Genomic DNA, 24,365 nt, shown 5'->3' with positions numbered 1-24,365 from the left:
GCCAGGGAAGGGAGAGCCGGGCCGGGAGATGCGGAGGCGGGTGTGACGACCGAGAGCAGGCTCGACGAGCGCAAGCTCGACGTGCTCCGCGCCATCGTGCAGGACTACGTCGCCACCAGGGAGCCGGTCGGTTCCAAGGCCCTGGTCGAGCGGCACAACATCGGCGTGTCGCCGGCCACGATACGCAACGAGATGGCCGCCCTGGAGGACGAGGGCTACATCCACCAGCCGCACACCAGCGCCGGCCGGGTGCCCACCGACAAGGGCTACCGGCTGTTCGTGGACCGGCTCTCGCAGGTCAAGCCGTTGTCCGGGGCCGAGAAGCGGGCCATCCACTCCTTCCTGGACGGCGCGGTCGACCTCGACGACGTGGTGGCCCGCACCGTGCGGCTGCTGGCCCAGATAACGCAGCAGGTCGCGGTGGTCCAGTACCCCTCGCTGAGCCGCTCGGCGGTGCGGCACGTGGAGCTGGTGCCGCTGACCCCGTCCCGGATCATGCTGGTGCTGATCACCGACACCGGCCGGGTCGAGCAGCGGATCGTGGACTGCGGCGGCCCGGTGCCCGAGGCCACCCTGGCCGACGTGCGGGCCCGGCTGAACGCCGAGGTCGGCGCGCGGCGCCTGAACGACGTCCCGACGCTGCTGGACGGCTTCGCCGAGCGCTTCGCCGCCGAGGACCGCACCTGGATCGGGGTGCTGGTCGCGACGCTGTTGGACGCCGTGGTCGAGCAGCGCGAGGAGCGGCTCGTCATGGCCGGTACGGCCAACCTGGCGCGCTTCCGCCATGATTTCCCTGACACGGTCTACCCGGTTCTGGAGGCGCTGGAGGAACAAGTGGTGTTGCTGCGCTTGTTCGGAGAGGCGAAGTCCGGGCTCACGGTGCGGATCGGGCACGAGAACGCGCACGAAGGTCTGGTCGGCACGTCGGTCGTGGCCACCGGGTACGGTCGGGGGGAGAAGGACGTGGTCGCCCACCTCGGCGTGCTCGGGCCCACCCGGATGGATTACCCCGGCATGATGGGCGCGGTCACCGCCGTAGCCGCCTATGTGGGGCGCATACTGGCTGAGACCTAAGCTCTTAGCACCACGTAGCGTGTGTAATAGATGCAAGTTTTTCTGGGCGGAGTCTAGCGAGGGCATGTCGGTGTCGACTGATTACTACGGCGTCTTGGGTGTGCGGCGAGACGCCACGCAGGACGAGATCAAGAAGGCGTACCGGCGCCTGGCCCGTGAACTGCATCCGGACGTCAACCCGGATCCCGGGACGCAGGAACGGTTCAAAGAGATAGGCATGGCGTACGAGGTCCTGTCGGACCCGCAGAAGCGCCAGATGTACGACCTCGGCGGCGACCCCCGGGGCGCCGGCGGCGCGGCGGGCGGCTTCGCCGGCTTCGGGTTCACGGACATCATGGACGCCTTCTTCGGCGGCCAGACCTCGCGCGGCCCGCGCTCGCGGGTCCGCAAGGGCAACGACGCGCTGATCCGGATCGAGATCGAGCTCGCCGACGCCGCCTTCGGCTCGGCGCGCGAGATCAGCGTGGACACAGCGGTGATCTGCGTCGCCTGCTCCGGCGAGGGCTCGGCCCCCGGGACCCACCCGGTCACCTGCGACATGTGCAACGGCCGCGGCGAGGTCTCGCAGGTCACGCGCTCGTTCCTGGGCCAGGTCATGACCTCCCGGCCGTGCCCGCAGTGCCAGGGCTTCGGCACGGTGGTCCCCTCGCCGTGCCCGGAGTGCAGCGGCGAGGGCCGGGTCCGCACCCGGCGCAAGCTGACCGTGAAGATCCCGCCGGGCGTGGACAACGGCACCCGGATCCAGCTGGCCGGCGAGGGCGAGGTCGGCCCCGGCGGCGGTCCGGCCGGCGACCTGTTCATCGAGATCGTCGAGCTGCCGCACCCGATCTTCCAGCGCCGCGGCGACGACCTGCACTGCACTGTGACGCTGCCGATGACGGCCGCCTCGCTGGGTACCAAGCTGCCGCTGGAGACCCTGGACGGCCCGGCCGAGATCGACGTCCGCCCGGGCACCCAGTCCGGGCACGCGATCACCCTGCGCGGCCGCGGCATCCAGCACCTGCGCGGCACCGGCCGCGGCGACCTCATCGTGCACGTCGAGGTGAAGACGCCGTCGAAGCTGGACGCCGAGCAGGAGGACCTGCTGCGCCGGCTGGCCAAGCTGCGCGGCGAGGAACGCCCCTCCGGGGAGTTCGCGCCGGGCCAGCAGAAGCTCTTCTCGCGGTTGCGGGACGCCTTCAACGCCCGTTGACTGCCGCACGCGGGACGGTACGCAGCGAGCACGACAAAAGACACAAGGGAACCACGTGAGCACCGCACCGGTCTTCTTCTGGCAGGACACTGAGACGACCGGTCGCGGTGCTCGCGTCCGCCTGGACGGCCCGGAGGGACGCCACGCGGCCCTCGTCCGCCGGCTGACGGCGGGGGAGCGCGTGGACCTCGCCGGCGGCGAGGGCACGGTCGCCGAGTGCGTGGTGGCGGTGGCGCACAAGGACTGGCTGGAGCTGGACGTCCGGGACCTGGTGCGCACACCGGCCCCGACACCGCGGATCACCGTGGTCCAGGCGCTGCCCAAGGGCGACCGCGGCGAGACCGCGGTGGAGACGATGACGGAGATCGGCGTCGACGCGATCGTGCCGTGGGCGGCGAGCCGGTCCATCGTGCAGTGGAAGGGCGAGCGCGGCGAGAAGGCGCTGAACAAGTGGCGCGCGACGGCGCGCGAGGCGGCGAAGCAGTCGCGGCGCGCCTGGTGGCCGACGGTGTCGGCGCTGCACTCCACCGCCGAGGTGGCCAAGCTGCTGGCGGACGCCGATCAGGCGCTGGTGCTGCATGAGGACGCTGAGACGCCGCTGGCCGGTCTGGACGTGGTCGGCGAGGGGTCGGTGGTGCTGGTGATCGGCCCCGAGGGCTCGATCTCGCGGCAGGAGCTGGCGGCCTTCGAGGAAGCCGGCGCGCGGGCCTACAAGATGGGCCCCACGGTGTTGCGGACGTCTACCGCCGGGACTGCTGCGGCGACAGTGGTGCTGGCGAAGTCGGGACGCTGGGGATAGCGGGAGGTCCTTCCTCCGGATGGCGTATTGAGTCGCCCCGCGGGATCGTCTAGGGGATCGACTGGAATGGCTCGAACATTCTGGCGCATCACGAGCGCGCCGTGAGAGGAGCAGCCATGTCCGTGTTCTTGACGCTGAGGATCCCTGGGAACGCACAGGCGATGGAGCAGTACGCGAAGGACAACCACGAGCGGCTGACCGGCGTCGTCGAGGCGGCCAAGCGCCACGGCCTCATCGCCCACCGCTTCTACGGATCCGAGGACGGGTCCAGCCTGATGGTGCTCGACGAGTGGCCCGACCGGCAGAGCTTCGAGGCCTTCTTCTCGGAGCAGGAGGCTGAGATCCGGCCGATGATGCAGGCCGTGCACGCGACCGGGCAGCCGGAACCGGCGTTCTGGGAGGAGCTCAAGACCGACGACGCCTACGGATGGGGCGCCTGATCACAATCCCAAGCGCATGTGCAGGTTGGTGACTCCGTAGCCCAGGCTCTTGTAGAGCTGGAAGGCGCGTTCGTTGGTCCCGTGCACGTTCAGCGTGATGGTCGCCGCGCCGAGCGTGCGTGCCGCGTCCGCTGCGGCCTCCATGATCGCGCGGCCGTAGCCGCCGCCTTGGAGGTCGTCCTCGACGTGGATGTCGTAGATGAAGGCCTCCACACCGATGCCGGCCGTCCGCATGGCTATCCAGAGCGTCCCGACCCGCTGCTCGGTGGCGGGGTCGCGGGCGACCCACACGTGCTGGCCGGGGGTCGCGGGGCCCCAGGGCAGCAGGCCCTCCACGACGTCCCAGGCCTGCCGCTGCGCGCTCTCGACGGCCCAGTGACCCTCGTTGACCTGGGCCTTGGCGTAGCTGGTGGCGACGGTCCCGCGCCACGGCCCGTACTCGTCCGGTGTCATCGGGTCGAGGCGTACGGTCCTGGTGGGCTTCGTTGTCATGACGCAGAAGATATAACCCGCCGTCCCGCTGCCCGGCCGGTTCAGCGGCCTACGGCCTCATGAGCGCTTCAGCGTGTGCTTCACCTTGCGGCCCACGCGCTTCACCACCGGCTTCGCCTTCGCGGACACCGCCGACGGGCTGGCCTCGCGCTTCACGACCGCGGCCAGGGCGGCGCGACGGCGTGACGACCGGGAGGCCAGACCGTCCCCGGCGGCGATGCGGGCCAGCAGCGCGGCGGTCGCGGCCTCGATCCGGGCGTCGGCGAAGCCCTCGCGGCCCAGCGCCATCGGCCAGAAGAACGTCCCGGCGTCGAAGACCCAGGCGCCGCTGGCCTTGCGGTGCAACACCGTCTGCTGCTCGCGGGTGCCGTCGGCGCCGTCGGTGTAGGGGGAGCGGGCCAGGACGGTGAACTCCGTCGAGTCAGCCTCCTGATACTTCTCGTGGACCGCGTCCGCCTCGCCACCGACCAGGCCGGGGAAGGTGTCGCCGTCGCTCACCCCGGCCGCCTGCCAGAACCAGTGGTCGGCGTTGGTGACCACGAGCGGGGCGTCGCCCTTGACGAGGCTGACGTACTGCGCCCCCAGCAGTTCCTGCTCGGGCAGCTTCAGGTCGCGCCACATGACGGTCTGGCCGGGGCGCTTGGTCTTGACCGGGTCCTGGCGCGACTTGAAGCAGGTGATCGTCGAGCCCTCGTAGCGGATGTGCCAGTAGACGTTGTTCGCCTGAAGGAACACCGCGGAGACGCCCGAATCCAGGGCCTTCACCAGCGACTTGCGCATCCCGGCCGACCAGTACTCGTCGTGCCCGGCGAAGATCAGGCCCTTGTAGTTCAGCGGATCGACGCGGCCCTCGTTGAGGTCGGCGCTCGACGCGTACTCCATGTCGTAGCTCTGGCGCTCGGCCCAGACGATGAAGTCGTGGACCCGCTCGGCCTCGCGCGGCATGCCGGTCAGCTCGTAGGGCCGCTGGAAGGAGACCGAGGACGCGCGCAGCTTGCTGCTCTGCTCGCCGTTCTCGTCGAACCCGTAGTAGAGGTTCTTCCCGCGGGCGTTGTCGAAGGGGTACATGTTGTACGCCTGGTAGCAGGCGAAGGGGACGACGACCAGCCAGCTCGCGCGGCGCCGCAGATCGCGGACGACGAAGGGCACGTAGTTCGCGCCCTCTCCGGCGCGCAGCACCGCGAGGTACGCCCCGGACTTCCAGTCCGCCGGCACGGTCAGCCGCCAGGCCGCCTCCCACAGGCAGGTGACCATCCCGGTGTCCGGGTCCGTCACCGGTTCCGGCTGCGGCACCACGGCCACCGGCTCGCTGCTGCCGAGCAGCGCCGAGCGGTGGTCCTCGTACGCGCCGACGCGGTAGATCTCGACGGTGACGTCCCCCGGCTCGGCCACATCGAGGTGGAAGTCGATGGACTCTCCCGGAGCCACGGCGGTGGCCGAGGCGAAGCCCTTGACGGCGGCCTGAGCGTCGTCGCTCAGCTCCGGCACGTCGGGGGAGGTACCGATCGCGGCCGCGGTCGGGGCGAAACCGTCGAGGAGGCGCATGGTGCCGTAGCCTATCGCCGGAAAAGCCCCGACCGACGGGCGCCCGAGGAGGACATGATGGCCGACGGCCGACCGCAACCCGACTGTCTCTTCTGCAAGATCGTGGCCGGCGAGATCCCGGCGACGGTGGTCCGCGAGACGGAGACCACCGTCGCGTTCAAGGACATCAACCCCCAGGCCCCGGTCCACGACCTGGTCGTGCCGCGCGCGCACTACCGGAACGCGGTCGAGCTGGCGGCGAACGCCCCGGAGCTGGCGGCCGCGCTGTTGGTCGAGGCCGCCGCGGTGGCCGAGGCCGAGGGCGTCGCCGACGGTGGCTACCGGGTGGTGTTCAACACTGATGCGCACGCGGGGCAGACGGTGTTCCACGTTCACGCGCATGTTCTCGGCGGCGATTTCCTGAGCACATTCGGGAGCTGAGACGCGCCGGTTTCGTGATCATCGGGATCCCTCCGGGGAGTAAGATCACCATCGCTCTGATCGGACCCGCGGCGCCCGCAGTCGCCAGCGACGGCAACTGCAACGGGGTGAACTGCCTCTGACTTGACGGCTCGGGCCTGCACATCGACCAGATGAGCGGGTCCTCGCTGCTGCCGAACGGTTTTTACGGGCACTTCCACTTCTGGGTGAAGGACTGGAGCTACAGCACCTCCGACCAGCCGTGGCCGGATCAGACGCTGGCCTGCTCCCAGGGTTGGCAGAAGATGAACGACGGCAGCTACCAGGCCATCGGCGACCCGGCCTGCGTGACGCTGCACACCTGAGGCGCCCAGCGCTGTCGGCGCAGCCGGGCCCGCACAATCGGCGCGCCGCGGCCCGCGTTGCCAGTGCACGCGGCCACGCGCTGCTAGCGCACCCGGGCCCGTGCTGTCGGCGCGCCAGGCCGCGCGCCCGCCCTGCACGCGCACTACTTCGCGCAGGGCAGCCGCGCGGCCTTCTCCCGCCACGTCGGCCCCGAGGACACCAGGGCGACCGGGGTCGCCAGTGCCTCGCCGATCACGTCCGGCCAGTCGCGCTGGTCGCGCGGGCCGTCCTCGTACACCGGCGTGCAGGACATCACCGTCTTGGTGAGCAGCCGCTGGTAGTCCAGGTCGGGCATCAGGCTGCGTGGCAGCTTCTCCATCGCGGGTACGTCCGCGGAGGCCTGGTAGGCCCGGCACAGGCGGCGGCCGCGCGCTCGGACGTCCGCGTGCGTGACCACCAATGCGTCGGCGCCGCCGCACACGTCGAGCGCGTAGCGATGTGCCACCGCGTCGAAGTGCCCGATCCGGAACGCCCCCTGCCACGTTCCGGCCTCGTTGTGCGGCTCCGGCAGCATCGGGGCCAGGGACGCGTCCTCGGAGACGAACGGTCCGGCGCCGTGCCGGGTGCTGTAGGTGCGGACCACGCCGAGGCGCACGGTGCTGTCGGGGCCCTGGCCGGACTCCGTCAGCAGCTCCTCGGCGTTGGCGAACGTGGTCGTCGACCACGTGGTGTGCGGGTGGAAGCCGTACCACTCGTCGAGCAGTACGCCCTGCGCGCCCTCGAAGACGCAGGGCCCGGATTCCAGGAGCGTGGCGAGATAGCCGTCGCACTCCTCGTCCACGATCCGCACGCGCTGCGCGAACGCCTGGTACACGTCCGCGCAGAACTCCGGGCCCGGCAGGTCCGCGGGCAGGTGCAGGCCGGACAGCTCCAGGTCGGCGGCGATCCGGTCGCGCAGCGCCGTCAGCTTCCTGACCAGCGTGGCGCGGTCCCGGCAGTCCCCCACGCGCGGTGGCTTATCTGGCGAGACGGCCAGGGAGAAGGAGACCGTCTCGCCGATCCCCATGCCGCAGGTCCCGTGGCGGGTCGACCCGGGGGTGCGGTCCCGGGCTGACTCGCGCACGCGGTTCGCGGCACGGTGGTAGGGGGTGGTGATAAGCGCGCGGGAGTCTGCCGAGAGCAGGGCGAACGGGTTGGGGATGCCGAGTTCGGCCAGGTGCGCGGCCTCGGCGGCCAGGGCGAAGGGTTCGACGAGCATGAAGCGGGACAGGTGGGTCGGCACGCCGTGGAAGGTGCCGGCGCCGAACTGCGCGAAGGTGTGGTGGCGGCCGTCGGGGGTGACCACGTTGTGCGCGGCCTGCGCGCCGCCGTTGAAGCGGATGACGGCACGGACTTGTGAGGCGGTGCGGCGGTCGGCGGATGCGGCGGAATCGGCGGCCCCGGAGGCGGCGGCGTGCTCGGAACGTTCGGCGTGCCCGGGGGAGCAGAGCCAGTCGACGGTCGAGCCTTTGCCGGCGTCGCCGTAGCCGAGGTCCACCACGATCGCGTGCTTCATACCGATCAAGTCCATTGCAGAGTGCTTTCTTGCTCGCGTCTACCAGCGCCTACCAGCGGCCTTCGGGGCGGTTGTCGTATCCGGAGTCGTAGGTGTAGTTGGCGCCCTGGGTCCGCAGATACCTGACGGCCGGGTCCGGCGAGGGGTGGTGCCGGTTGTGCCGGCCGCCGCCGCGACGGTTGTCCAGACTTCCCAGCGCGCGCTCCACGGAGCTTCCGGCGCGCGACCCCACATCGCGCAGGTCTTCCAGACCGCCGTGCAGGTCGATCCGGTCCTCGGCCAGGCCGATGGTCAGCGCGATGGTCTCGCAGACCGCGTCCAGGTCGTCGAGCTGGATGACGTTCTGCCCGAGCAGGGCGCGCCAGGCGCCGAGGACCTCGTCGTTGCCGACGTAGGAGGAGCCCTCCGGGAGGATGTAGTAGACGTCGAACTTGCGGGTCAGGTCGCGGACCACGTCCTCGATCGGGGTGGCCGGGAGGCCGCCGCGGCCGGGGCGCTCGCCGGGCCACTCGCCGGGGCGGCCGCCGCGGGTGCCGTGGCCGCCGCCGGTGCCCTGGCCGAGGATCCGCGAGACGTGCTGCGGGTTGACGTTCGGGTAGGGCATCTCGTCGCCGATGATGAACAGGTAGCCGCGCTTGCCGCGCTTCTCGTGGCAGTCGAGCGCGGTGTGGTGGGCCATGAAGTACATCGCGAGCTCGTAGGACTCCCGCATCTGGCCCCCGCCGCCGCCCTCCAGGACGATCTCGCCGAGCTGCTCGTCCATGCGGTTGTCGGACTCGAACTGCCCGACCTGCAGCGGCACCCGGTCGGAGTAGGCGTCGCCGATCGCGCCGAACATGATCTGCGGGTGGTCGACGTAGCCCTTGCGCAGCAGCAGGCCGTGCAGGTCGGCCAGCTTGGTCTGGAGCACCCGGGGGACCCCGCCCATGGAGCCGGTGACGTCGAACAGGACCGAGATCGCCAGCGAGGTCGGGTGCTCGGCGCTGTCCCGGCTCTCGCGGACCGCCACGCCGTAGGGCTCAAGGTCGGGGTGCGCGCGCCACTGGTTGCGCGGGGTGCTGCTGAGCACCCGGTCGTTGTAGTCGAAGGCGCTTCGGCCGTTCGCCTGGCGGTAGGCCTCCGCCGCCTCATATGCGTTGTAGTCCCAGCGTCCGCTGCCCATCGCCATCGCCTTCTCAAAGTCGTCCGTCGTTATCGTCCATCTGACGATAACGGTTCGAGAGTAGCATAGCGTCAAGATGACGAAAAGGGGTGGCGGGCAAAATCTCCCGCCCTGGTCGCGGGGGTGCGGGCTAGCATGGAGGCATCACGAAGACAGGAGAGTGATCAAAGGCCGTACGGCCGTTCCTATGGCAGACAACACCGCACCGCGTTCGGGCAAGGGCCGCCAGTCCTCCGCCGCGGACCGCAACGGGAGGGCGGCCGGAACCGGCCGCGCGGGGGCGAACGGGGCGAACGCGTCCTCGGAGCCTTCCAGGCCCGTCTCCGGGACCCGCGCCACCCGTGCCGAAGAGGTCGCCCCGGGCGTCGTCCAGGCCAAGATCGAGATACCGTCCGGGCACCCCCTGGTCTCCGTCTTCGGGGCCGGCGACGGCCTGCTGAGGGTGATCGAGAAGGCCTTCCCCGGCGTCGACATCCATGCCCGCGGCAACCAGGTGACCATCGCCGGCAGCCGCGCCGAAGTGGGGCTCGTGGAGCGCCTCTTCGAGGAGATGCTCCTGATGCTCCGCACCGGCGCCCCGCTGACCGAGGACGGCGTCGAGCGCTCGATCCAGATGCTCCGCAGCGGCGAGGCGGACGTCGACGGGCAGCGCCCCGCCGAGGTCCTGACGCAGAACATCCTGAGCAACCGCGGCCGCACCATCCGTCCCAAGACCCTCAACCAGAAGAACTACGTCGACGCCATCGACCGGAACACGATCGTGTTCGGCATCGGCCCGGCGGGTTCCGGCAAGACCTACCTGGCGATGGCCAAGGCGGTGCAGTCGCTGCAGGCCAAGCAGGTCAACCGCATCATCCTGACCCGCCCCGCGGTCGAGGCCGGGGAGAAGCTCGGCTTCCTGCCCGGGACGCTGTACGAGAAGATCGACCCGTATCTGCGGCCGTTGTACGACGCGCTGCACGACATGATCGATCCGGACAGCATTCCTCGGCTGATGGCGGCCGGGGTCATTGAGGTTGCTCCGCTGGCATATATGCGTGGCCGTACTCTCAATGACGCATTCATCATCCTCGACGAGGCCCAGAACACCTCCCCCGAGCAGATGAAGATGTTCCTCACCCGCCTCGGCTTCGGTTCCAAGATCGTGGTCACCGGCGACATCACGCAGGTCGACCTCCCCGGGGGTACGCAGTCCGGGCTCCGGGTCGTGCGTAATATCCTCACCGGCGTGGAGGACATCCATTTCGCCGAGCTGACCAGTGCCGACGTCGTGCGGCACCGGCTGGTGGGGGACATCGTCGACGCGTACGGACGGTATGACGCCGAGCATGATGAGGCCCGCGACCGTGGTGGGGACGCCAACAGGAAGAGGCACTGACCCCATGTCGATCGACATCGCCAACGAGACCGACTACGGCACCGAGCAGGGTGTGGACGCCGAGGAACTGGTCGGGGTGGCCCGGTACGTGCTGGGCGAGATGGGCATCCATCCGATGGCCGAGCTGTCCATCCTGCTGGTCGACACCGCCGCGATGGAGCAGCTGCACATCCAGTGGATGGACGAGCCGGGCCCGACCGACGTGCTCTCCTTCCCGATGGACGAGCTGCGCCCGGCCCGCGCCGAGGACGACAACGAGCCGGTGCCGGGCCTGCTCGGGGACGTGGTGCTGTGTCCGGAGGTGGCCGAGAAGCAGGCCAAGGACGCCGGCCACTCCACCGCCGAGGAGCTGCGGCTGCTCACCACGCACGGGATCTTGCACTTGCTCGGCTACGACCATGCCGAGCCCGAGGAGGAGGCCGAGATGTTCGGCCTCCAAAAACAGCTGCTCCGAGGATGGAAGGCCAGGTCAGACGCTCGATGAGCGGTCATAGACATCGGCAGGGCACTCGTTCGGTCGCCGGGGGCGCCGCATGAGTGTCCTGCTCTTCTGGGAGATCGTCGCCGTCGTGGTCCTGGTCGCGGTGGCGGGGTTCTCCGCCTGCGCGGACGCCGCGCTGTCCCGCGTGTCGCGGGTGCGGGCCGCGGAGCTGGTCGAGGAGGGCGTGCCGCGCGCGGCGCGCCTTAAGCAGCTGGTCGACGATCCGGCCCGGGTCCTGAACCTGGTCCTGTTACTGCGCGTGGCCTGCGAGATCGCGGCGACGGTGCTGGTCACCGTGCTGTTCATGCGCCGGATCGACGACGCCTGGGGTGCCGGGTTCGCCGCCATCGGCGTGATGATCGCGGTCTCCTACATCTTCATCGGCGTGATGCCGCGCACCATCGGCCGCCAGCACTCGGTGCGGGTGGCGCTGCGCTTCGCCGGCCCGCTGGCGCTGCTCACCTCGGTCCTGGGGCCGCTGGCGCAGCTGCTGATCGTCATCGGCAACGCCGTCACGCCGGGCCGCGGCTTCCGCGAGGGCCCGTTCGCCTCCGAGGCCGAGCTGCGCGCGCTGGTGGACCTGGCCGAGGCGAACAGCGTCATCGAGGACCAGGAGCGCCGCATGGTGCACTCGGTCTTCGAGCTCGGCGACACGCTGGTGCGCGAGGTGATGGTGCCGCGGACCGACATGGTCTTCATCGAGCGCCACAAGACCCTGCGGCAGGCGCTGTCGCTGGCGTTGCGCAGCGGCTTCTCCCGCATCCCGGTGGTCGGCGAGAACGCCGACGACGTGGTCGGCATCGTGTATCTCAAGGACCTGGTGCGCCGGATCCACGAGCACCCGAGCGGGGAGACCACCGAGCTGGTGGAGTCCGCGATGCGGGTCCCGGTCTGCATCCCGGACAGCAAGCCCGCCGACGAGCTGCTGCGGGACATGCAGGCCGGGCACATCCACCTGGCCGTGGTGATCGACGAGTACGGCGGCACCGCCGGCCTGGTGACCATCGAGGACATCCTGGAGGAGATCGTCGGGGAGATCGCCGACGAGTACGACGTGGAGCGGCCCTCGGTGGAGCGCCTGTCCCCGGACGCGGCGCGGGTCACCGCGCGCCTCGGCGTGGACGAACTCGGCGACCTGTTCGGCGTGGACCTGGAGGACGACGACGTGGAGACCGTCGGCGGCCTGATGGCCAAGCGCCTGGGCCGGGTGCCGATCCCCGGCGCGCAGATCGAGGTGGAGGGGCTGCGCCTGACCGCGGAGTCCCCGGAGGGCCGGCGGCGCCGCATCGGGACCGTGTTGGTGAAGCGCGTTCCGCAGGACGACGCCTGACACGTCCCGGTAACCGGGTGGCAAACCCACCCCGCACATGGGCTATAGTTTTCTTCGTCGCCAGGGAAACCCGGTGGACGAATGCGGATGTGGCTCAGCTGGTAGAGCATCACCTTGCCAAGGTGAGGGTCGCGAGTTCGAATCTCGTCATCCGCTCGGTGAAGAAGGCTCTGGAGAAATCCAGAGCCTTCTTTGTTTTCGATAGCGTTATCCCATGACCGACACTCAGCTGGACCCCGAGAACGCCAAGCTCCACACCCTCGCCAAGGCCCAGCGGGCCCGCAACGGCGCGGCCGAGGGCGCGGCGGTTCGTGACGAGACCGGCCGCACCTACGTGGCCACCACCGTCGAGCTGCCGGCGCTGAAGCTCTCCGCGCTGCAGGCCGCGGTCGCGATGGCCGTCGTCGGCGGGGCGACCGGGCTGGAGGCCGCGGTGCTGGTCAGCGCGGAGAAGCAGTTCCGGCAGGAGGACCTGGACGTGGTCGCCGACCTCAAGGGCTCCGGCACCCCGCCGCGGCTGTTCCTGGCCGATCCGAAGCTCTGAGCGGCGGACCCTCCCGAGTAAGGGAGAATGGTCTGCATGACGAGCAGCGCGAGTGGACGATCCCGGTCCCGCCAGGCGGCGAACGCCGAGGCGGCCAAGAAGAAGGCGGAGCGCGTCAAGCGCAGCCAGAAGCTCGCCGAGAAGCGCGTCACCACCGACCGGGTCCGGGATTCCGAGCCCGCGCCGACCGCCTACGGCCGCGGTGTCCGTGACGACTCCCCGCCGCGCTACGAGTTCCCCGACGACTTCCGGGCCGGCTTCGCCTGCTTCGTCGGCCGCCCCAACGCCGGCAAGTCCACGCTCACCAACGCGGTGGTCGGTGCGAAGGTGGCGATCACCTCCGGGCGTCCGCAGACCACCCGGCACACCGTGCGCGGCATCGTGCACCGCGAGGACGCGCAGCTGGTCCTGGTCGACACCCCCGGACTGCACAAGCCGCGCACCCTGCTCGGCGCGCGCCTGAACGACGAGGTGCGCGCCACCTGGGCCGAGGTGGACGTCATCGGGTTCTGCGTCCCGGCCGACGAGAAGCTCGGCCCCGGCGACCGGTTCATCGCCACCGAGCTGGCCGGCGTCCGGCGCACGCCGAAGATCGCCATCCTGACCAAGACCGACAAGGCCTCCAAGGAGCAGATCGCCGAGCAGCTGCTGGCCCTGGTCGAGCTGGGCCGCGAGGTCGGCGTGGAGTGGGCCGAGGTGATCCCGGTCTCCGCCGTCCGCGACGAGCAGATCGAGCTGCTGGAGAACCTGCTGGTGAAGCAGCTCCCGGAGTCCCCGCCGCTGTACCCGGGCGGCGAGCTGACTGACGAGCCGGAAGAGATCATGGTCGGCGAGCTGGTCCGCGAGGCCGCGCTGGAGGGCGTGCGCGACGAGCTGCCGCACTCCCTGGCCGTGACGGTCGAGGAGATGACGCTGCGCGAGGACCGCCCGGCCGACCGTCCGCTGCTGGACGTGCACGCGACGCTCTACGTGGAGCGCCCCAGCCAGAAGGCGATCGTCATCGGCCACGGCGGCGAGCGACTGCGCGAGGTGGGCTCCCGGGCCCGCCGCCAGATCGAGGCGCTGCTGGGCACGCCGGTGTACCTCGACCTGCACGTGAAGGTGGCCAAGGACTGGCAGCGCGACCCGAAGCAGCTGGCCAAGCTCGGGTTCTAGGGGTCAGGCTTTCCCGGTGCCCGGACCGTTTCGGTCCGGGCATCTCGGTGCTTCCGGCGAGCATCCCCGGCGATCGACGAGCGCTCTCAGACCTCGAACTGCCAGGCCTGCCAAGCCTCCGCGACCTCGTACCCCATAGCGTCATTGACCCGCACCATCGGTGCGTTGTCCGCGTCGTTCGACGTCGAGACCATGTCCACATGCGGCTCGTACTCCAGCAGATGCAGCGCCATCGCCGCCTTCAGCCGCAGTCCCAGACCGTGCCCGCGGAACTTCGCCGGCACACCGGTGTTGCCGACCTCGGCCATCCGATAGTCCGGATAGACGAACACCTCGTGGAAGCCGGCGATCTCGCTCCCACTCCCACTCTCGCCATCCGCGGCGAACGCCGCAGCGACATACATCTGCATCCCGGCTGCCGCATCGTCAGCCTCAGTCTGCCGCCGCCGATCCACATCCGGTGGCGGGGTCTCGATCACGAGCTCCCCGGTCGGGGCGTCGCGCATGACGTCGTACGCCACGACCAGCGGCCCCAGCAGGTGCTCCGGCGTGGGGGTCCGCCAGATGTCGACCCGGTAGTGCGAGTTCTTCTCCGTCGGCGCGGCCCAGGCGGCGTACTGCTGGTGGTCGATCGCCGTGAGATCCAGCTGACGACGGTAGTCGCTGGACAGCGCCCGGCCGCCGCCGGCACCGCAGACGGCGTCGTAGCCGGACAGCTCGCTGGTGTCGAGCACGAGCCGGGTGGCATCCCGCCCGCGCGCGTAGTCTCGGCACGCCTCCACCAACGCCCCGGTCACCTCGTCACGGTCTCCGGCCGGGATCCACAGCTCGCCGTACACCATGTCCCGGTTCGCGACCTTGCCATGGTTCATCCGCGCGAACCCGGCCGGACGGTCGCCGTCATAGGCGACCAGGCACGCGATATGGCGGGCCGCGCGCGGGCCGATCTGCAGCCTGAGGTACGACTCGGAGGGTTCCGGCGCGCGCGGCGCGGCGACCGCCGTCGCGGCCCGGAAGAGTGGAAGCAGCGTGGACATCGCGTCCGCGCCGGCGAGGTCGATTTCCCGGATCGTGATAGTCATCACAGCCGATGCTAGGCACGGCCCGCGTTGGCAGCGATTGATTTTCCGCCCCGAAGCCCGAAGCCCGAAGCCCGACGCCCGAAGCCCGACGCCCCGAGCGCTCAGCTGTGAACCGAAACCCCGACCTCCCGCCAAGCCGCCGCCACCGCGTGCGCCTGCGCCGACCTGCGCCCGAAGCGCGCCTCGGCAGCGTGCACGGTCGCCGTACCGAACGTGGCGAACGTCGCGGCGGCCGGCAGCGTGGGCGACGTCAGCACGTCGTACCAAACCGCCCCGGCGCCCTCCCACGACTTACCCCCGATCCCAGTAGCCGCCAGGTAGAACGCGCGGTTGGGAATCCCGGAGTTGATATGCACCCCGCCATCGTCCGTAGTCGTGTCGACGTACCCTGACATGGCCGCCGGCTGGGGATCCTGCCCGAGATGCGGATCGTCGTAAGCCGTCCCCGGGTCCTTCATCGACCGCAGCGCGACCCCCTGCACCGAGGGCAGGAACAACCCCGCCCCGATCAGCCAGTCCGCATCCGCCGCGTCCTGGCCGAGCTGATACTGCTTGACCATCGAACCGAAGCAGTCCGACACCGACTCGTTCAGCGCGCCGGACTGCCCGCGGTAGACGAGGTTCGCCGTGTACTGCGTCACGCCGTGTGTGAGCTCGTGCCCGATGACGTCCACCGCTCCGGTGAACCGGCCGAACACCGCGCCGTCCCCGTCGCCGAACACCATCTGCGAGCCGTTCCAGAAGGCGTTGTCGTACTGCACGCCGTAGTGGACGGTCCCCTTCAACGGCAGCCCCTGGCCGTCCACGGACCACCGGTTGTAGACCTTCAGATAGAAGTCGAAGGTCGCGCCGAGCCCGTCGTAGGCCTCGTCGGCGCTCGGGTCCCCGGTCGTCGGCCCGCCCTCCGCGCGCACCTCCGAGCCGGGCAGGTTCTCGGTGTCGTGGTCGTCGAAGATCGAGCGGTCGTCGCTGCGCTCCACGGTGGTCGGCGCCGCCAGGTGCCGCTCGCCGACCCACGGGACGGCGCTGCGGGTGAGGCGGTGCCGGGCGTCGGCGGTCAGCGTGCGGCGTGCCGCGTCCGCCACGTGGAGGTCGGAGTCCGCCAGGCGGGACAGCAGGTGCGGCGGGACGATGCCGCAGAAGGGAGTCCTCGTCGTAGCCCTCGTCATAGCGGTAACTATGGCGGGATTCGTGACCTTGGTCACGATTGTGCGCGGGCTGCGGGCGGCGATTACGCTGATCGAGTGAAGCCCGGTGCGGCAGCGCAGCTGAGGGGCCCTGGTGTCTCGGATCACGGACGGGGAGTGCGACCGGTGAGACGGTCGGGATAACGTGGCAACGCTATGCGCAACTCCTGCCAGTGCGGCCTGCTCCTTCTTAGCAGCCGCGACGGGGGCCTGTAAGCACCGACACAGGCCGGCTCCCTCGTCGCGGCAGTTTGTGTTTCCGCCGTCGGCCGTCCCCATCCGTTGGAGACCACCCAGGGAGTTCGAGCACGATGCGAGTACAGCCGCAGCAGCCCTCCGGTATGCCGATCCACAAGTACGTCCCGTTCGCTCCCGTCGAGCTGCCCGACCGCAGCTGGCCGACGAAGGTGGTCGACCAGGCCCCGCGCTGGTGCGCCGTGGACCTGCGCGACGGCAACCAGGCGCTGATCGACCCGATGTCCCCGGCCCGCAAGCTGAAGATGTTCGAGCTGCTGGTCGCCATGGGCTACAAGGAGATCGAGGTCGGCTTCCCGGCCGCCTCGCAGACGGACTTCGACTTCGTCCGGCAGATCATCGAGGAGAACCGGATCCCCGACGACGTGGTGATCCAGGTCCTGACCCAGGCCCGCGAGGAGCTGATCGAGCGGACCTTCGAGTCCGTGCGCGGCGCCAAGCAGGCCATCGTGCACCTGTACAACTCCACCTCGACGCTCCAGCGCCGGGTGGTCTTCGGCCAGGACACCGCCGGCATCACGCAGATCGCGGTGAACGGCGCCAAGCTGTGCCAGAAGTTCCACGAGGCGATGCCCGCGCGCGCCGACGGCACCCGCACCGAGATCTACTTCGAGTACTCGCCCGAGTCCTACACCGGCACCGAGCTGGAGTACGCCGTCGAGGTCTGCAACGCGGTGACCGCGGTCTGGCAGCCCACCCCGGACCGCAAGGTGATCATCAATCTGCCGGCCACGGTCGAGATGGCCACGCCCAACGTCTACGCCGACTCCATCGAGTGGATGCACCGCAACCTGGAGCGCCGCGACTCCATCGTGCTGTCGCTGCACCCGCACAACGACCGCGGCACCGCGGTGGCCGCCGCCGAGCTGGGCTACCAGGCCGGCGCCGACCGCATCGAGGGCTGCCTGTTCGGCAACGGCGAGCGCACCGGCAACGTGTGCCTGGTGACGCTGGGCCTGAACCTGTTCTCCCAGGGCGTGGACCCGCAGATCGACTTCTCCGACATCGACGAGGTGCGCCGCACCGTCGAGTACTGCAACCAGCTGCCGGTGCACCCGCGCCACCCCTACGGCGGCGACCTGGTGTACACCGCCTTCTCCGGCTCGCACCAGGACGCGATCAAGAAGGGCTTCGAGCACCTGGAGCGGGACGCCGCGGCGGCTGGCAAGACCGTGGACGAGATCGTCTGGGCCGTGCCGTACCTGCCGATCGACCCCAAGGACGTGGGCCGCTCGTACGAGGCCGTGATCCGGGTCAACTCGCAGTCCGGCAAGGGCGGCGTGGCGTACATCCTGAAGACCGAGCACCAGCTGGACCTGCCGCGGCGCGCGCAGATCGAGTTCTCGCAGGTGATCCAGGCGAAGACGGACGCCGAGGGCGGCGAGGTCACGCCGGAGGAGATCTGGAACGTCTTCGTGGACGAGTACCTGCCGAACCCGTCCGCGCCGTGGGGCCGGATCCGGCTGCTGGGACACCACGCGTCCTCGGCGATCGAGGAGAAGGACCAGCTCACCGTGGACCTGGCGGTCGACGGCGACACCACGCAGCTGGACGGCGTCGGCAACGGGCCGATCGACGCGTTCACGAACCTGCTGTCCGGCGTCGGGATCGACGTGCGGGTGCTGGACTACGTGGAGCACGCGCTGACCTCCGGCGAGGACGCGAAGGCGGCGTCGTACGTGGAGTGCGCGATCGGCAGCCGGGTGCTGTGGGGCGTGGGGATCGACGCCAACATCGTGACGGCGTCGCTGAAGGCGATCATCTCCGCGGTGAACCGCGCTTTCCGCTGACGTTTCCCCTGACCCGGCCTATCCAACGACCGGGGTGGTTGTGGAAGGATTCCCTCTGTTCCGTAACGCGCGGAACGGAGGGGACTAGTACCAATGATCATCTGGGGCTGGAAAACCGTCTTCCGGGTCATCGGCAGCGGAGTGTTCTCCTGCCCGACCTGTGGTGCGGACCGCAACTACGAACGTCGCAAAGCCCAGCGTTTCTTCACGCTGTTCTTCATCCCCCTGATCCCGCTGAAGACCGTCGGCGAGTTCATCCGCTGTACCTACTGCAAGAACGACTTCCGCGACACCGTGCTCTCCCGCCCCACCGCGGCCCAGTTCACCGACCTGCTGCAGAACACGGTCCGAGCGGTGATGGTCAACGTCCTGCGCCGCGGCGGCTGGGACCACCCGGCGGCCCGCGCGACGGCGGTCCAGGAGATCGCCAACGCCGGCGCGATCGGCTACACCGAGGCGGTCCTGGCCCAGGACATGCAGGTGGTCCCGGCCGACCTGGCGCAGCTGCTCGCCGGCCTGGCCGGCCAACTCCCCGACGCCGGCCGCGAGGCCCTGGTCACCGGCGCGACCCGGGTGGCCGCCGCCGACGGCCCGGTGCAGCCCGCCGAGCGCGCGGTGATCGACACCGTCGGCGCCGGACTCGGGATGAGCCAGGCGCACGTCGCCGGGATCGTCGGCGCGGTCGCCCCGGCGGCGGTGGCGGGTGCGCCGGGGGCTGGCGGCCAGGCGCAGGCTCCGGCTTGGGGCACGGGGCAGGCCCCGGCGCAGGCTCCGGCTTGGGGCTCTGGTGCCGGTACTGGAGCGCAGGCACCGGCTGCGGGTAGTGCGGGCATGGAGACGATGCTGATTCCGGCTCCGAAGCCCGGCTCGTCGACCGGCGCACAGGATGCGGTTCCGGCTGGTGGCTCCGGCATGGAGACCATGCTCATTCAGGCGCCCCAGCCCGCTCCGGCCACTGGTGCGCAGCCCGCAGTAACCCCGCAGACTCCGCCTGCCAGTTCCGGCATGGAGACCATGCTGGTTCAGGCGCCTCAGCCTGCACCGGCCACTGGCGCGCAGCCTGCCCCGGCCTGGGGCACCGGCGCGCAGGACGCGGTTCCGCCTGCCAGTTCCGGCATGGAGACCATGCTGGTTCAGGCGCCCCAGCCCGCTCCGCCCACCGGCGCGCAGACCGCCGTGTCCCCGCAGGCTCCGGTTTGGGGCACCGGCGCGCAGCCTGCCGTGCCTCCGCAGGTTCCGGCTGCCAGTTCCGGTATGGAGACCATGCTGGTTCAGGCGCCTCAGCCGGCTCCGCCCACCGGCCCCCAGCCCGCCGTCCCGCCGCAGGCTCCGGATTGGGGCACCGCCGCGCAGGACGCCCCGCCGCCGCCGTCCGGCATGGAGACCGTGCTCATCCCGGTCCCGCCGCAGCAGCGGACCATCCCGGCGCCGCCGCCCACGCTGCTGGACCCCGCCTCTGCGCGCGGGACCATTCCGGCCCCGCCGGCCACGCTGGTCGACACCTCGTCCGGGATGGAGACCATGGCCATTCCGCTGTCGCAGGTCGCGCAGCCGAAGCCGGCCGAGCCCGCCGATCCGGCCGAGGAGCCGACGCACGTCACCCGGCCCGACGAGGGTCCGGCCGGCTGGCAGTACCAGCCGCCGCGGCAGCCTTAGCGATCCGCAGCAACAGGGCCCGCGGGAGGTTGCAGTTCGCCTCTCGCGGGCCCTCGATGTGCGTGGCCGCGCCTACACTTGGACAATGCCCCTGCACCGTGATGAAGGCGTCGTCCTGCGCACCCGGAACCTCGGGGAGGCCGACCGCATCATCACGTTCCTCACCCGGGATCGCGGGCGGGTCCGGGCCGTGGCCAAGGGGGTGCGGCGGACCTCGTCGAAGTTCGGGTCGCGGCTGGAGCCGTTCACGTTCGTCGACGTCCAGATCTTCGAGAAGCAGGGCCGCGACCTGCACCTGGTCACGCAGGCCGAGACGCTGGCGGCGTACGGCGGCACGCTGGTCTCCGACTACCCCGCCTACACCGCGGGGCAGGCGATGCTGGAGGCCGCCGAGCGGTTGAGTGAAGATGATGTGCCCGCCGTGCAGCAGTACCTCCTGCTCGTCGGCGGGTTGCGTACGCTGGCCTCGGGCGAGCACGCCGCCGGGCTGGTCCTGGACGCGTTCCTGCTGCGCTCCCTGGCCATCGCCGGCTACGCGCCGTCCTTCGAGGACTGCGCACGCTGCGGGGACCCGGGGTCGCACCGGTTCTTCAACCTGCCGGCCGGCGGGGTGGTGTGCTCGGACTGCAAGCCGTCGGGGTCGGTGGCGCCGGCCCGTGAGACACTCGCCCTGCTGGGGGCGTTGCTCGCGGGGGACTGGGGGGCCGCCGACGCCAGCGCCGACAAGCACCGGCGGGAGGGCAGCGGCCTGGTCGCCGCCTACCTGCAGTGGCACCTGGAGCGCGGCCTGCGGTCCCTGCGGCTGGTGGAGCGGTGAGCATGAGCACGCGACGTAAGACGTAAGACGAGATAGGTGGAGCGGTGAGACTGACCCGACGGATCCTGGAAGAGCGCCTCGCCAAGCGGCAGCCGGGCGTCAACCGGGACCCCTTCCCGCACAAGGACGGCAAGCTGCCGCCGGACCTCCCGCTGGACCTGGTGCCCCGGCACGTGGCCCTGGTGATGGACGGCAACGGCCGCTGGGCCAAGGAGCGCGGCCTGTCGCGCATAGAGGGCCACAAGGTCGGCGAGGCGTCGCTGTTCGACGTCGTCGAGGGCGCTGTGCAGCTCGGCGGTATTACGCACATCTCCGCCTATGCGTTCTCTACAGAGAACTGGAAGCGCTCTCCAGAGGAGGTGCGCTTCCTCATGGGCTTCAACCGCGACACCATCCGCCGCCGCATCGGAGAGATGGACGAACTCGGCGTCCGCATCCGCTGGGCCGGCCGCCGCCCCCGGCTCTGGAAGTCCGTCATCGACGAGCTGGAGTGGGCTGAGGAGCGCACTAAGGACAACAAGCTCCTGACCCTCACCATGTGCGTCAACTACGGCGGCCGCTGGGAGATCGCCGACGCCATGGCCGCCATGGGCCGGGACATCAAGTCGGGCCGGCTCGATCCCGCGAAGATCAACGAGAAGACGGTCACGCGCTACCTCTACGAGCCGGATATGCCGGACGTGGACTTGTTCATCCGCTCCTCTGGAGAGCACCGTACGTCCAACTTCCTTATGTGGGAGTCGGCCTATGCGGAGTTCGTCTTCGACAACACCCTCTGGCCGGACTTCGACCGCACCAACCTGTGGCGCGCGTGCGAGTCCTTCGTCGGACGTGACCGGCGCTATGGCGGTGCGATCACGAACGAGGAGCAGTTCGCCGCGGAGACGGAGCCGGAGTACGAGTACAACGAGGCCGAGTACGGGGACCCCGACGCGGTCGCATAGCGCGACAGACACAAGGGCGCTCCGCGATCATGCGACGACCGCGGCGCGCCCTCGTGCGTTCCCAAAATACCGTGCGGTGCCCGGCCGAGGACGGGACGTGCTGAGGCGGCGTGCTCGTGCGACGTGAGCACGCGGCATGCTCAACGCGGCGTGCTCAGTGGTCTCCGCAGGTCCCGAAGATCTCCAGCGTGTGCGACACGTCGGAGTAGCCGTGCTCGGCGGCCACCCGCGCGGCCCAGCTCTCCACCACGGCCGGGCCCTCGACCTCGACGGTCTTGCCGCACTCCCGGCACACCAGGTGGTGGTGGTGCCGCGGGGTCGAGCAGCGCCGGTAGATCACCTCGCGGTCGCCGGTGCGCAGCACGTCCACCTCGCCGGCGTCGGCCAGGGACTGCAGGGCGCGGTAGACCGTGGTCAGGCCGACCGACTCGCCGCGCTGCTTGAGCAGGTCGTGCAGGTCCTGGGCGCTGCGGAAGTCGTCGACCTCGTCCAGCAGCGCCGCGACCGCCGACCGCTGGCGGGTGGAGCGGCCCTGGGCGGGCAGGCCCCGGCCGCTGTCGCCGTGGTGGTCGCCGGAGGTGTCTGCGGTACTCACTGTCCTTCTCCTAGCGGTTGGCGTGCGGATCGACGCGGTCTCGGCGGTGGTGCGGCTGGTGCGGCATGTGCGGTTCGTGCGGTTCGCGGGGCGCCGGATGTCCGGCCCGATGTCATTGTGGCAGGCTCGGGACGGTTCCGACCTCTTGTTCGGTCGCGGGGTCGGCGCCCGGCGCCCGCGGCCGGGCCCGCGCCCCGCCGCGTCCCCGGCTGCGCCGCACCAGGCCGGCGCCCACGCTGGCGGCCAGGAACACCGCTATCGCGATGAGCACGATCGACGCGCCGGGCGGCGTGTCCGCGTAGTACGACATGGTGACGCCGGAGAACGCGGCCCCGACCCCGACCACCATGGCCGCCCCCATCGTGGCGGCGAAAGCCCGCGTCAGCTGCTGCGCGGCCGCCACCGGCACCACCATCAGCGCACTGACCATGAGCACCCCGACCACGCGCATGCCCACGGTCACCGTCACCGCGGTGGTCACGGCCAGCAGCAGGTTCAGCGCCCGCACCGGCAAGCCCGCCACCCGCGCGAACTCCTCGTCCTGGCACACAGCGAACAACGCACGGCGCAGCCCGAGTGTTACCAGCAGCACCCCGACGGCCAGCGCCGCGATCGCCCACACATCCCCGACCGACGTGGACAGGATCGACCCGAACAAGTACGAGTTCAGGTTCGCGTTCCCGCCGGACACCGAGATCAACATCGACCCGCCGGCCAGCCCGCCATAGAAGAGCATCGCCAGCGCCACATCCCCGCTGGCCTTGGCCCGCTCCCGGATGAGCTCCACGGCCGCCGCCCCGGCCACCGCCACCAGCACCGCCCCCCACACCGGCGAGGTGTTGGTGACCAGGCCCAACCCGACACCGGTGAGCGCGACGTGCCCGAGCCCGTCGCCCATGAGCGCGAGCCGCCGCTGCACCAGGTACGTGCCGATGGCCGGCGCGGCCAGGCCGATGGCGAAGGCGGCGAGGAAGGCGCGCTGCATGAAGGGCAGGCTGAAGATGGTGTCGCTCAGCATGCGGGGCCTGCCTTCGGGGTGGGGCGGGTGGGAACTGTTGTGATGGTCGACGGCGCGGACATTGATGCGGACATTGATTCGGTGCGGCGCGCGGAGGATCGCGAGGTCGGCAGCGCGATGTGCGGTGCGGTCGGCAGCGGCGTCGTGTTTGTGGGCTGCGCTGTTGTCGTGAGCGCGGCGGCATACCGCCCACCAGTGAGCGTAATCACTCGGCGCCCTCCCTCCGCGTCAGCGCCTCCACCGGAGCGTGCCCCGGCGGGCACTCCGGCGTCCCCGGCACCTCGTCGGGTGCGGCATGCGGGTGCACGTGTTCGTGGCCGGGTTGGCCGTGGGCCGGGTCGGGCTCGCCGTGCTCGATCGGCGCGCCGTCGTAGCGGACGGTGCCGGCGCGCAGGACCACCGTGCGGTCGATGAGCGGCGCCAGGGGGCCCAGTTCGTGCAGGACCAGCAGGATCGTGGTGCCGTGCGAGGACAGGTCGGCCAGGGTGTCGGCGAAGGCCTGCTGGCTCACCAGGTCCACGCCGGCCATCGGCTCGTCCATGATCAGCAGGTCGGGGCGGCGGGCCAGGGCGCGGGCGATCAGCACCCGCTGCTGCTGGCCGCCGGACAGGGAGGCCACCGGGTCGCCGATCCGTTCCAGCATGCCGACCGTGGCCAGGGCTTCACGGATGGCGCCGCGGTCGCCGCGGGTGCGGCGGTTCACCCAGCCGCGCGGGCTGAGCAGGCCGGAGGCCACCACCTCGCCGACCGTCGCCGGGACGCCGGCCGCGGCCGTGGTGCGCTGCGGTACGTAGCCGACCCGCTGCCACGCTTTGAACTCCGGCAGCGGGGTGCCGAACAGGTCGACGCGGCCGCCGTCCACCGGGTACAGGCCGACGATGGTCTTGACCAGGGTGGACTTGCCCGAGCCGTTCGCCCCCAGCAGCGCGACCGTCTGGCCGCCGGGTACCTCCAGGTCCACGCCGTGCAGGATCCGGCGGCCGCCGAGCGAGACGGTCACCGCGTGCGCGGCCACCACCGGCGCCGGGGTTTCGTCCGGTGCGCTGACCGCGACCGTCGTCGCCGACACCGCCGCCGTGGCGCGCCCGCGCCCGCGTCCGCGAGCCCGACCGCGACTGCCGTCGCGAGCG

Annotated in this window: 24 protein-coding genes and 1 tRNA gene; 16 read left to right on the top strand and 9 right to left on the bottom strand. The window is 70.7% G+C overall.

Features of this window, described 5'->3' with window-relative positions; all coding sequences use genetic code 11:
• The first annotated feature begins 42 nt into the window (after nt 1–42).
• From hrcA to ABH920_RS07530, 4 genes are all read left to right on the top strand, one after another.
• Complete coding sequence (gene hrcA / locus ABH920_RS07545; protein ID WP_370348133.1) at nt 43–1,074, top strand: heat-inducible transcriptional repressor HrcA; 1,032 nt, start codon at nt 43–45, stop codon at nt 1,072–1,074.
• Between the two features lie 70 nt (nt 1,075–1,144).
• Nucleotides 1,145–2,266: a molecular chaperone DnaJ gene (gene dnaJ, locus ABH920_RS07540; RefSeq protein WP_370348553.1), complete on the top strand. Its 1,122-nt coding sequence runs from the start codon at nt 1,145–1,147 to the stop codon at nt 2,264–2,266.
• 55 nt (nt 2,267–2,321) lie between these two features.
• Nucleotides 2,322–3,065 carry a 16S rRNA (uracil(1498)-N(3))-methyltransferase gene (locus ABH920_RS07535; RefSeq protein ID WP_370348132.1) on the top strand — a complete coding sequence of 248 codons (744 nt, stop codon included), beginning with the start codon at nt 2,322–2,324 and terminating at the stop codon, nt 3,063–3,065.
• A gap of 116 nt (nt 3,066–3,181) precedes the next feature.
• On the top strand, nt 3,182–3,505 hold the full coding sequence (locus tag ABH920_RS07530) for a hypothetical protein (RefSeq protein WP_370348131.1): 324 nt from the start codon (nt 3,182–3,184) through the stop codon (nt 3,503–3,505).
• Here the strand turns inward: ABH920_RS07530 and ABH920_RS07525 are convergent, their stop codons facing one another.
• Together ABH920_RS07525 and ABH920_RS07520 are read right to left on the bottom strand one after the other, a co-directional pair.
• Nucleotides 3,506–3,997 carry a GNAT family N-acetyltransferase gene (locus ABH920_RS07525; RefSeq protein WP_370348130.1) on the bottom strand — a complete coding sequence of 164 codons (492 nt, stop codon included), beginning with the start codon at nt 3,995–3,997 and terminating at the stop codon, nt 3,506–3,508.
• 57 nt (nt 3,998–4,054) lie between these two features.
• Nucleotides 4,055–5,542, bottom strand: coding sequence for a N,N-dimethylformamidase beta subunit family domain-containing protein (locus ABH920_RS07520; protein WP_370348129.1), 1,488 nt, complete (start codon nt 5,540–5,542; stop codon nt 4,055–4,057).
• A 57-nt stretch (nt 5,543–5,599) separates the two neighbouring features.
• On the opposite strand from ABH920_RS07520, the gene ABH920_RS07515 reads away from it, so the two are divergent.
• Both ABH920_RS07515 and ABH920_RS07510 read left to right on the top strand, forming a co-directional pair.
• Nucleotides 5,600–5,962 carry an HIT domain-containing protein gene (locus ABH920_RS07515; protein ID WP_370348128.1) on the top strand — a complete coding sequence of 121 codons (363 nt, stop codon included), beginning with the start codon at nt 5,600–5,602 and terminating at the stop codon, nt 5,960–5,962.
• 152 nt (nt 5,963–6,114) lie between these two features.
• Nucleotides 6,115–6,306, top strand: coding sequence for a hypothetical protein (locus tag ABH920_RS07510; protein ID WP_370348127.1), 192 nt, complete (start codon nt 6,115–6,117; stop codon nt 6,304–6,306).
• Nucleotides 6,307–6,449: 143 nt separating this feature from the next.
• Here the strand turns inward: ABH920_RS07510 and ABH920_RS07505 are convergent, their stop codons facing one another.
• Nucleotides 6,450–7,856, bottom strand: a complete 1,407-nt coding sequence (locus ABH920_RS07505; RefSeq protein WP_370348126.1) for an adenylosuccinate synthetase — start codon at nt 7,854–7,856, stop codon at nt 6,450–6,452.
• A 34-nt stretch (nt 7,857–7,890) separates the two neighbouring features.
• A complete protein-coding gene (locus ABH920_RS07500) occupies nt 7,891–9,003 on the bottom strand; it encodes a hypothetical protein (protein WP_370348125.1) in 1,113 nt (370 codons plus the stop codon).
• Between the two features lie 187 nt (nt 9,004–9,190).
• Here ABH920_RS07500 and ABH920_RS07495 point away from each other — a divergent pair, with 187 nt between their 5' ends.
• The 6 genes from ABH920_RS07495 to era all read left to right on the top strand — a co-directional run bounded on the left by ABH920_RS07495 (nt 9,191) and on the right by era (nt 13,891).
• Nucleotides 9,191–10,381 carry a PhoH family protein gene (locus ABH920_RS07495; RefSeq protein WP_370348124.1) on the top strand — a complete coding sequence of 397 codons (1,191 nt, stop codon included), beginning with the start codon at nt 9,191–9,193 and terminating at the stop codon, nt 10,379–10,381.
• Between the two features lie 4 nt (nt 10,382–10,385).
• Nucleotides 10,386–10,865 carry an rRNA maturation RNase YbeY gene (gene ybeY, locus ABH920_RS07490; RefSeq protein WP_194915372.1) on the top strand — a complete coding sequence of 160 codons (480 nt, stop codon included), beginning with the start codon at nt 10,386–10,388 and terminating at the stop codon, nt 10,863–10,865.
• Nucleotides 10,866–10,914: 49 nt separating this feature from the next.
• Nucleotides 10,915–12,192 carry a hemolysin family protein gene (locus ABH920_RS07485; protein WP_194915373.1) on the top strand — a complete coding sequence of 426 codons (1,278 nt, stop codon included), beginning with the start codon at nt 10,915–10,917 and terminating at the stop codon, nt 12,190–12,192.
• An 83-nt stretch (nt 12,193–12,275) separates the two neighbouring features.
• Nucleotides 12,276–12,348: transfer RNA gene (locus tag ABH920_RS07480), tRNA-Gly, on the top strand.
• A 58-nt stretch (nt 12,349–12,406) separates the two neighbouring features.
• A complete protein-coding gene (locus ABH920_RS07475; protein WP_370348123.1) occupies nt 12,407–12,736 on the top strand; it encodes a cytidine deaminase in 330 nt (109 codons plus the stop codon).
• 27 nt (nt 12,737–12,763) lie between these two features.
• The gene (gene era / locus ABH920_RS07470) at nt 12,764–13,891 is read left to right on the top strand and encodes a GTPase Era (RefSeq protein WP_370348122.1); all 1,128 of its coding nucleotides are present in this window, start codon (nt 12,764–12,766) and stop codon (nt 13,889–13,891) included.
• A gap of 86 nt (nt 13,892–13,977) precedes the next feature.
• Here era and ABH920_RS07465 read toward each other — a convergent pair whose 3' ends face one another.
• Together ABH920_RS07465 and ABH920_RS07460 are read right to left on the bottom strand one after the other, a co-directional pair.
• On the bottom strand, nt 13,978–14,973 hold the full coding sequence (locus ABH920_RS07465; protein WP_370348121.1) for a GNAT family N-acetyltransferase: 996 nt from the start codon (nt 14,971–14,973) through the stop codon (nt 13,978–13,980).
• A gap of 101 nt (nt 14,974–15,074) precedes the next feature.
• Entirely contained in the window at nt 15,075–16,142 is a 1,068-nt protein-coding gene (locus tag ABH920_RS07460) for a M4 family metallopeptidase (protein ID WP_370348120.1), read from the bottom strand.
• 329 nt (nt 16,143–16,471) lie between these two features.
• Here ABH920_RS07460 and leuA point away from each other — a divergent pair, with 329 nt between their 5' ends.
• The 4 genes from leuA to ABH920_RS07440 all read left to right on the top strand — a co-directional run bounded on the left by leuA (nt 16,472) and on the right by ABH920_RS07440 (nt 21,622).
• The gene (leuA, locus tag ABH920_RS07455) at nt 16,472–18,205 is read left to right on the top strand and encodes a 2-isopropylmalate synthase (protein WP_370348119.1); all 1,734 of its coding nucleotides are present in this window, start codon (nt 16,472–16,474) and stop codon (nt 18,203–18,205) included.
• 93 nt (nt 18,206–18,298) lie between these two features.
• Nucleotides 18,299–19,861, top strand: a complete 1,563-nt coding sequence (locus tag ABH920_RS07450) for a zinc-ribbon domain-containing protein (protein WP_370348118.1) — start codon at nt 18,299–18,301, stop codon at nt 19,859–19,861.
• Nucleotides 19,862–19,946: 85 nt separating this feature from the next.
• Nucleotides 19,947–20,678, top strand: a complete 732-nt coding sequence (recO, locus tag ABH920_RS07445) for a DNA repair protein RecO (protein ID WP_370348117.1) — start codon at nt 19,947–19,949, stop codon at nt 20,676–20,678.
• 50 nt (nt 20,679–20,728) lie between these two features.
• A complete protein-coding gene (locus tag ABH920_RS07440; RefSeq protein ID WP_370348552.1) occupies nt 20,729–21,622 on the top strand; it encodes an isoprenyl transferase in 894 nt (297 codons plus the stop codon).
• 154 nt (nt 21,623–21,776) lie between these two features.
• Here the strand turns inward: ABH920_RS07440 and ABH920_RS07435 are convergent, their stop codons facing one another.
• From ABH920_RS07435 to ABH920_RS07425, 3 genes are all read right to left on the bottom strand, one after another.
• On the bottom strand, nt 21,777–22,217 hold the full coding sequence (locus ABH920_RS07435) for a Fur family transcriptional regulator (protein WP_323748192.1): 441 nt from the start codon (nt 22,215–22,217) through the stop codon (nt 21,777–21,779).
• A 112-nt stretch (nt 22,218–22,329) separates the two neighbouring features.
• Nucleotides 22,330–23,235: a metal ABC transporter permease gene (locus ABH920_RS07430; RefSeq protein ID WP_370348116.1), complete on the bottom strand. Its 906-nt coding sequence runs from the start codon at nt 23,233–23,235 to the stop codon at nt 22,330–22,332.
• Nucleotides 23,236–23,440: 205 nt separating this feature from the next.
• Nucleotides 23,441–24,304, bottom strand: a complete 864-nt coding sequence (locus ABH920_RS07425) for a metal ABC transporter ATP-binding protein (RefSeq protein ID WP_370348115.1) — start codon at nt 24,302–24,304, stop codon at nt 23,441–23,443.
• Between the last annotated feature and the right edge of the window lie 61 nt (nt 24,305–24,365).

The organism is Catenulispora sp. EB89, from assembly GCF_041261445.1.
Classification (GTDB): Bacteria; Actinomycetota; Actinomycetes; order Streptomycetales; family Catenulisporaceae; genus Catenulispora.
The sequence above is the reverse complement of the archived record's forward strand: the minus strand, read 5'-3'. Positions and strand labels throughout refer to the sequence as shown.